This is a genomic window from Clostridium paridis (assembly GCF_016765615.1).
Taxonomy (GTDB): Bacteria; Bacillota; Clostridia; order Clostridiales; family Clostridiaceae; genus Clostridium_T; species Clostridium_T paridis.
This window is the reverse complement of record NZ_JAESWA010000022.1, coordinates 1,091,254-1,098,554: the sequence shown is the minus strand read 5'-3', so window position 1 is coordinate 1,098,554 and position 7,301 is coordinate 1,091,254. Positions and strand designations below refer to the sequence as shown.

Sequence of the window (7,301 nt, the reverse complement as noted above, 5' to 3'; positions counted from 1 at the left end):
ATACTAATAGATCGAGGGCTTGACCAAATAAAAACAACTGGATATTGTGTGCAATTTTGAAAGAACATAAAGTTTTTTCAACAAATAATTAATTCGATAAGAGTTAATTCACAAAAGGATTTATTCACATAAGAGTAAATTCACAATAAAATTGATAGATCCGAGTAGTACGCGGAACCTAGGAAATGAGGAGCGCAGCATACTATAAGCTATGTGAGCACCGGAATGACGACGGTGACGAAGTAATACGAAGGAGGTAGCAATTTTAGAAGTAATTGGTGATGATGATACAAAGGTAACACCCCTTCCCATTTCGAACAGGACGGTTAAGCTTTGAGATGCCGATGGTACTGCACGGGAGACTGTGTGGGAGAGTAGGGAATCGCCAATTCTTGTTCCGCGGTAGCTCAATGGTGGAGCACTCGGCTGTTAACCGATAGGTTGGAGGTTCGAGCCCTCTCCGCGGAGCCATAATTTAAATAAGTAGTAACTAAATTCAGCGAAAGCTGAATTTTTTTATTTTCAAAAATTTATTATAAAAAAGGTGAGCAATAGATAGAAAAGATTTTTCAAAAACTTCTCTTATATATGTGGGATTTAAATTAATTAATTTGTAATACAAATTAATATATTTGTTACACTGTGTTTGTACGATAATAATAATATATATATAGGGGGAGTATTATGAAGAAGAGAGGTTGGAGAGTAACTTTATTTTTTAAATTATTAGTTAGTACAGTTATAGTAAGTAGTTTATCTGCGATTATATTTTATAAAGTATTAAATAGTAGGAGTGAAACAATAAAAACATCAGCAATAGGTAACAAACAACAAAAGGTAATATCAGCAATTGATGCGGAAAAAGATAATCAAGTACCCAATATAACTGAAGAAGATAAACAACATGTAGAAGATATATCAAAAGAAAAAGAAGGAAGTAATGTAATAGGCGTACATAATATGTTAATAAATCATACAAATTTACATAAAGATAGAAAAGTAGCGTATCTTACATTTGATGATGGTCCTTCTACAACTGTTACACCTAAGATACTAGATATATTAAAGCAAAACAATATAAAAGCCACATTTTTTGTATTAGGGGAACTTATTGATAAATCAGAAGGATCAAAGAAAATGCTAAAGAGAATAGTAGAGGAAGGTAATTCTATAGGTAATCATACATATACACATAAATTTAATGTTTTATATCCACGTGGAGTAGTGGATACAGATGCTTTCATGCAGGAAATAGATAGAACAAATAACTCTATAAATTCTATTTTAGGGGAAAAATATATTCCCAAAGCAATAAGATATCCAGGTGGACATATGTCATGGAAAGGAGAAGATGAAGTGGACAATCAGCTTCTTTCTAAAGGGTTTTATTATATTGATTGGAACTGCATTATTGGTGATGCAGAAAGCAAGAAAAAGACAAAAGATGGACTTTTTAAGAAATTCAAAGATACTCAAAATTTAGTTAAAAAAGATAATGATCTGGTTATATTAATGCATGATTCTTATGGTAAAGAGGAAACAGCTAACGTCCTACCAGAAATAATAGATGATTTGAGAAGAGAAGGATACCAATTTGATACAATAAAATAAGATTAACTTTATGAAAACATGGTATAATTTATAGAGAAGTAGATACTTCTCTATTTTACTATTACTTTTTTTGAGGTGAAATAATGTATAAGATACTGATTGTTGAAGACGAAGATAGCATAAGAGGTTTTTTAAATATAAACTTTAAGAGAAATGATTTTGAAGTTATCGAAGCTGCAAATGGAGAGGAAGGAATACAAAAGGCGTTACTCGAAAAACCTGATGTAACACTTCTAGATTTAATGCTTCCAGGTATAGATGGATATAAAGTATGTGAAGTGTTAAGAAAAGAACATCCTAAAATGGGAATAATAATGCTTACTGCCAAGGGACAGGACATAGATAAAATTATGGGACTAGAATATGGGGCAGATGACTATGTTGTGAAACCATTTAATCCAATTGAGTTAACATTGAGAGTAAAATCTCTATTAAGAAGATTGGATATTGAAGATAAAGATACAGATAAGATTGAAAGTGGTGAATTCCTTATAGATGTCTATTCACAAAAAGTATATAAGAATAATGTGGAAATCGATTTAACTCCAAAGGAGTATATGATGCTTAAGATTTTTATGGAGAATCCAGGAAAGGCATTTACAAGAGATGAATTATTGAATTTAGTATGGGATTATAACTTTTTTGGTGATTCAAAAATAGTTGATGTTAACATAAGAAGACTTAGATCAAAGATTGAAGACAATCCTTCAGTTCCAGATCATATAGAGACAGTCTGGGGAACGGGGTATAGATGGAAGGAATAAAAATGTACATGAATAAAAGTGTTAGAACCAAAATGGTTAAATACTTCATTTTGGTTATATTTTTTATAGTTTTGATCTTAAATATTCTAATGATAAATTATATAAAAAGATACTATTATGATAGCACTGAACAGGTACTAAAGAGTGAAATAAAAACATCAGCTGATTTTTATAATAAATATTTCTCTTATACATCTCTTGAAGAAAATATATATAACAATATTGATGTTTTTTGGAGTGAAAGTAATGCTGAAGTACAAATATTAGATACGAATGGTAAACTTCTTATGGATTCTATGGGAGTAAAAGATAAGAATGTTATAGATACTTCAGATGTTAAAAAGGCTGCTAAAGGGGATTATGAAAGATGGATAGGAAAAGTAAGTTATTATGATGATGAAGTGATGGCGATATCTTATCCACTTAAATCTTCAGGAGAGATTAAAGGTGTACTTAGGTACGTCATATCTCTTAAGGAAGTAAATAACTCAATAAAAGGAATTGCAATATTTTTTATAACTATTTCATTAATCGTACTAGCAATAGGAGCAATTATTAGTTTAATTTTAGCAAAAGGAATAATTAATCCAATTAAAGAGTTAACTACTGTTGCTGAAACTATGGCATCAGGAGATTTAAATATAAGGAGTCTTAATAATTCTCAAGATGAGATTGGAAAACTATCTTCAACACTTAATTATATGGCTGAAGAATTATCTAAAAGAGAAAAACTAAAAAATGATTTTATATCTTCAGTGTCACATGAGCTTAGAACTCCGTTAACTGCAATAAAAGGATGGGTGATTACCATAAATGGTGATTATTCTGATGAAGAAGTTTTAAAGATGGGATTGGGAATTATAGAAAAAGAAACAGAACGTCTATCCAATATGGTTGAAGAGTTACTAGATTTCTCAAGGCTCATTTCTGGGAAAATAGCTCTTAAAAAAGAAATGATATCCATAAAAGATATAGTAGATTATATTGGAATATATATGACACCTAGAGCCAATAGAGATAACATAGAGTTCATAATTAATATACAAGAAAGTCTTCCGGAAATATGGGCAGATGGAGATAGAATGAAGCAAGTTTTTATTAATATAATAGACAATGCTTTTAATTTTACTGAGCCTGGCGGAAGAGTAGAATTATCAATAAGTAAGGAAAAGAATAGTAGTCAAATTCTAATCAAACTTAAAGATAATGGGTGCGGAATTGAAGAGGATATATTACCTAAGATTAAGGAAAAATTCGTTAAAGGAAAAAATTCAAGATCTCAAAATGGAATTGGATTATCTATTTGTGATGAAATTATTTCACAACATGGAGGAAGCTTAGAGATATATAGCGAGTTATCAGTTGGAACAGAGGTAGTAATAATGCTTCCTACTGCCTTTAGAGATTAAAAGGAGGAAGAATGAAAAAAGAAATTAAATTAATGATAGTACTTTTAAGTATTCTCACATTTGTATTGATATTTTCGAAATTCAAAGTATCAGGAAATGATTTTAAAAGACTTATACCTCCTACATCTCAAAGTATTCACTTAGATGGTAAGTGGCAGAAAATATCTGCTTATAATATGAAAGACAATACAAATAAAAGTGTAGCAAAAGAGGATTATTATTTTGGAGCAGAAAAAGCCTTCGTAGAAAATAGTTCCTATGAGGGAATAGAATATAAGCTTAGAGTTGTAAATTTGAAACAGTATTTAACTTTTGAATATAAAATAGATAAAGAAATAGTATCTGACGAAGATAGAGATGTTGATGTAATAAGTATACTCAAAAATAATGGGCTAATTTCTGAAATAATTAAAGTAGATGACGATAATATTCTAGCAATAAATGAAGATTATATATATAAGTTAAAAAAGGTATCTGAAAGCATAGAGGATTATCCAGTAAAGAATAGTGATTTAAATACAACTAATAACGTTAGTCTGAAAGATAGTAATAATAAGCCAATAGGTGTATATTTAGGACTGAAAAAGGCAAGACAAGTAAATGAGGATGGAACTATAGGAGCTGAAAAATATAGGACACTTTGGATATCCTATTCGGCTGGACAGGTTTTACCGGTATATCAAAGAGATAACATCTTATATCCTAGGCTTAAAGGATTTTGGGAGTTAGTACCTAATAGTTATGTTAAAAATGGAGTAAGGTTTGAATTCTTTGACACATACCCAATTAATAGTAAAAGTGATACAAAAGTAAAATCATCTGAAGCATTGCTTGATAAGGTAAAGATTGAAGGAGAAAATGCTAGGTATGGTATTGAATCAGGGAGTAAATTAGTAAATTTACTTTTTATAGGAAATAACTATATTTCAACTGAAGAATTTAATGATAGGTATTCAGAAGAAAGTGGTAGATTTAAAATAATTCCTGTGGATAATATATATGCTGATAGAGGAGTATCAATTGAGTTATTAAATGGTATTGATGGGTATGAAGCTTTTAAAAACGCAGCAGATGTAGCATTAAATAGTAATAAAGAGGAAGAACAAATTAAGTTAGATACCACAGATATATCATTAGTGAGAAAAAGTGGCAGATGGATTCTAGAAGGAAGGGTATTAAGAAAAGGGGATAAACCTACTGACTTTGATATAAGAACTGTAAATACAAAGAAGCTTGTAAATTTTGATGATCTATCAGTGAAGTGGAGTATAATAAAAGCAGAAAATCCATTAGTTAAAGATATTTATACATCACCAAATGGTAAGCTAGCACTATTAGTATTAGACGATAAAATATTAGTGTATGAAGTGGAAGATGGAAGCTTAAAAGGACAACCGATTAAGATAATAAATAAAGATAAGGATGAATCAGTGATAATGGCTGAATGGGCTGATGGTGATTTTGTGAAGGCATGGAAAAATGTATTTATTAAAAATGCATCGCTAATTGATAATTAATTTGTTCTAAAAATAGAGACCAGATAAAATCTCAAATATGAGTTTTATCTGGTCTTATTTTATTTATCAGTGTAATTCTTAAAATAATCACTCTTAATCATTTTATCTGAAATATCAAAAACTTGTTTATATAAATCTTGATCTTCTTTGCTTAATGTCCCTCTTAGGGTTCCATTAGTTAAATAAGCAAAGGATTTATTTGTTTTTAATAAGTTTCTACCTAAAGCACTATTAATATATTTACTTTCATCAACACCCATTAAATATGATATAGTTGGCATCATATCAACTTGTCCACCGTAAGTATCGATCTTAACAGGATTATTATAGTTCTTTTGATAAACTATATATGGAACTGATGAAATATTATTATCTAACCACCAATTTTCTGGGTTTTTCATTTCATTAACTTTATCGTTATAATATTTGTGGACTCCAGTGTGGTCACCCTCAATTACAACAACTGTATTATCTAGCAATCCATTTTTATCTAATTCATTTAAGAACATTCCTATTTGTTTATCTGTATAATGTACTGTTTGGAATGAGTTTCCTAATAAAGAATCTTTTAATTCACCAGTTAAATTTAATTCTTTATATTTATCAGGTAATTCAAAAGGACCATGGTTTGTTAATGTTACTGTAAAAGTATAAAAAGGTTGTTTCATTTTCTTTATCATAGGAACTACTTGTTTAAAATATGTTTCATCACTTAATCCAAGACCTATAACTTCATCAGGATTAAAAGAATAGTAGTCTATAAAGTTATTGAAACCAATTCCCTTTAGCCCGTCAGCATAGTTCCAGAAACTTCCCTTATCAGGATGTATCGCAGTAGATTCATATCCCTTTTCCCCTAAAAGTTTAGGAAGTGATATATAATCTCTATTTGGATATCTAAAGAAAGTACTACCTTTTCTTAAAGGAAGCATGCCAGTATTAACCATTAAATCTGAATCTGAACTTGTACCTTCATTTACTTGCTCAAAAACATGAGGAAAGTAGATTGAGTTATTCAAAAGTTTATTTAAATTTGGAGTTATTTCTTGACCATCGGCTTTTTGACCAATTACAAAGTTCTCTAAAGACTCAACTTGAATTATTAAAAGATTTTTACCGTTAAATAATCCTTTGTAGCTATTGTCAGGTAAGTTTTCATTTTTTTTCGCATAAAAGTCTTTAACTTCTTTTTGCTCATCTGCAGTTAATTTATATGGCTTTAAATCTTTATATGTATTATAAACATCAAATAAGTGATACCCGATAGAAGAAAAGTATCTAGCCGTATTAGTTGCATCATAGTTAGAAAATAAATATGAATTCTTAACATCTTTATTTCCTAAAACATTTATATTAAAAGGAACGTAACCAATGTATATAATTGAAATTAAAAAAGCAGCTGCAAAGCCTTTGAAATTACTTTTTACTTTTTTGAAACTCTTTCTAAAAACAATTATATATGGAATTAATACTAAAAAGTCTATAACAAATATAAAATCAAGTTTTGTAGTAAGTGATAAAATTGAGCCAGACATATTATCTAAGTTAGCAGTTTGTGTTGCAACAATTACAGAAGGAACTGTCTGGAAACCACGAAAATACCACAAATCTAGTACAAATAGAAATGTAAGTACAGCATTTATTATTAATGGGAATATCCATTTCCCTTTTCCTTTAAATAAAAGTGTAAAACTTAAGAATACTACTGCAAAGGCAATATAGTAATTCATAAATGGAGAAACAGAACTGTAGCCTGTCCCAAAACTAAAATTATAAGGTGTTTTACTTCCAACAAATCCTTGAAAATAAATTCCCTTTAGTGTTATTGAAATTACTAGTAGTAAATAGAAAACTATTCTAAGAATTGTGTTCCTTGTTAATTGTACTTTCAATTTTTCTATTATAGAAACTTTTAAATTAGTTAAATTCATTTTTCCCCTCCTGAATGTAGCGTTTACCTAAAAATTATATCCTAACTGCATATATAAATCAAATAACAA

The 7,301-nt window shown here is 29.3% G+C and carries 5 protein-coding genes, 1 tRNA gene and 1 rRNA gene; 6 read left to right on the top strand and 1 reads right to left on the bottom strand.

All coding sequences use genetic code 11. The features are described 5' to 3' along the window. Positions 1-274 precede the first annotated feature (274 nt). The 6 genes from rrf (at position 275) to JK634_RS13105 (ending at position 5,301) form a co-directional block, all read left to right on the top strand. Positions 275-391 (top strand): 5S ribosomal RNA (rrf, locus tag JK634_RS13130). Between the two features lie 5 nt (positions 392-396). Beyond that, positions 397-471: transfer RNA gene (locus tag JK634_RS13125), tRNA-Asn, on the top strand. Between the two features lie 213 nt (positions 472-684). Then, positions 685-1,611: a polysaccharide deacetylase family protein gene (locus tag JK634_RS13120; protein ID WP_202768086.1), complete on the top strand. Its 927-nt coding sequence runs from the start codon at positions 685-687 to the stop codon at positions 1,609-1,611. Between the two features lie 83 nt (positions 1,612-1,694). Beyond that, the gene (locus JK634_RS13115; protein ID WP_202768085.1) at positions 1,695-2,375 is read left to right on the top strand and encodes a response regulator transcription factor; all 681 of its coding nucleotides are present in this window, start codon (positions 1,695-1,697) and stop codon (positions 2,373-2,375) included. Positions 2,376-2,383: 8 nt separating this feature from the next. Beyond that, positions 2,384-3,784 (top strand): sensor histidine kinase, encoded by a 1,401-nt coding sequence (locus JK634_RS13110; protein WP_202768132.1) that lies wholly within the window; start codon positions 2,384-2,386, stop codon positions 3,782-3,784. A gap of 11 nt (positions 3,785-3,795) precedes the next feature. After that, positions 3,796-5,301: a hypothetical protein gene (locus tag JK634_RS13105; RefSeq protein ID WP_202768084.1), complete on the top strand. Its 1,506-nt coding sequence runs from the start codon at positions 3,796-3,798 to the stop codon at positions 5,299-5,301. Positions 5,302-5,360: 59 nt separating this feature from the next. On the opposite strand, the gene JK634_RS13100 is transcribed toward JK634_RS13105, so the two are convergent. After that, positions 5,361-7,232 carry an LTA synthase family protein gene (locus JK634_RS13100; protein ID WP_202768083.1) on the bottom strand — a complete coding sequence of 624 codons (1,872 nt, stop codon included), beginning with the start codon at positions 7,230-7,232 and terminating at the stop codon, positions 5,361-5,363. Positions 7,233-7,301 lie beyond the last annotated feature (69 nt).

Excerpts from the sequence above, each read along its gene's own strand:
- JK634_RS13120 (WP_202768086.1), top strand. The coding sequence starts at position 685 with ATGAAGAAGAGAGGTTGGAGAGTAACTTTATTTTTTAAATTATTAGTT.
- JK634_RS13115 (WP_202768085.1), top strand. The coding sequence starts at position 1,695 with ATGTATAAGATACTGATTGTTGAAGACGAAGATAGCATAAGAGGTTTT.
- JK634_RS13110 (WP_202768132.1), top strand. The coding sequence starts at position 2,384 with ATGAATAAAAGTGTTAGAACCAAAATGGTTAAATACTTCATTTTGGTT.
- JK634_RS13105 (WP_202768084.1), top strand. The coding sequence starts at position 3,796 with ATGAAAAAAGAAATTAAATTAATGATAGTACTTTTAAGTATTCTCACA.
- JK634_RS13100 (WP_202768083.1), bottom strand. The coding sequence starts at position 7,232 with ATGAATTTAACTAATTTAAAAGTTTCTATAATAGAAAAATTGAAAGTA.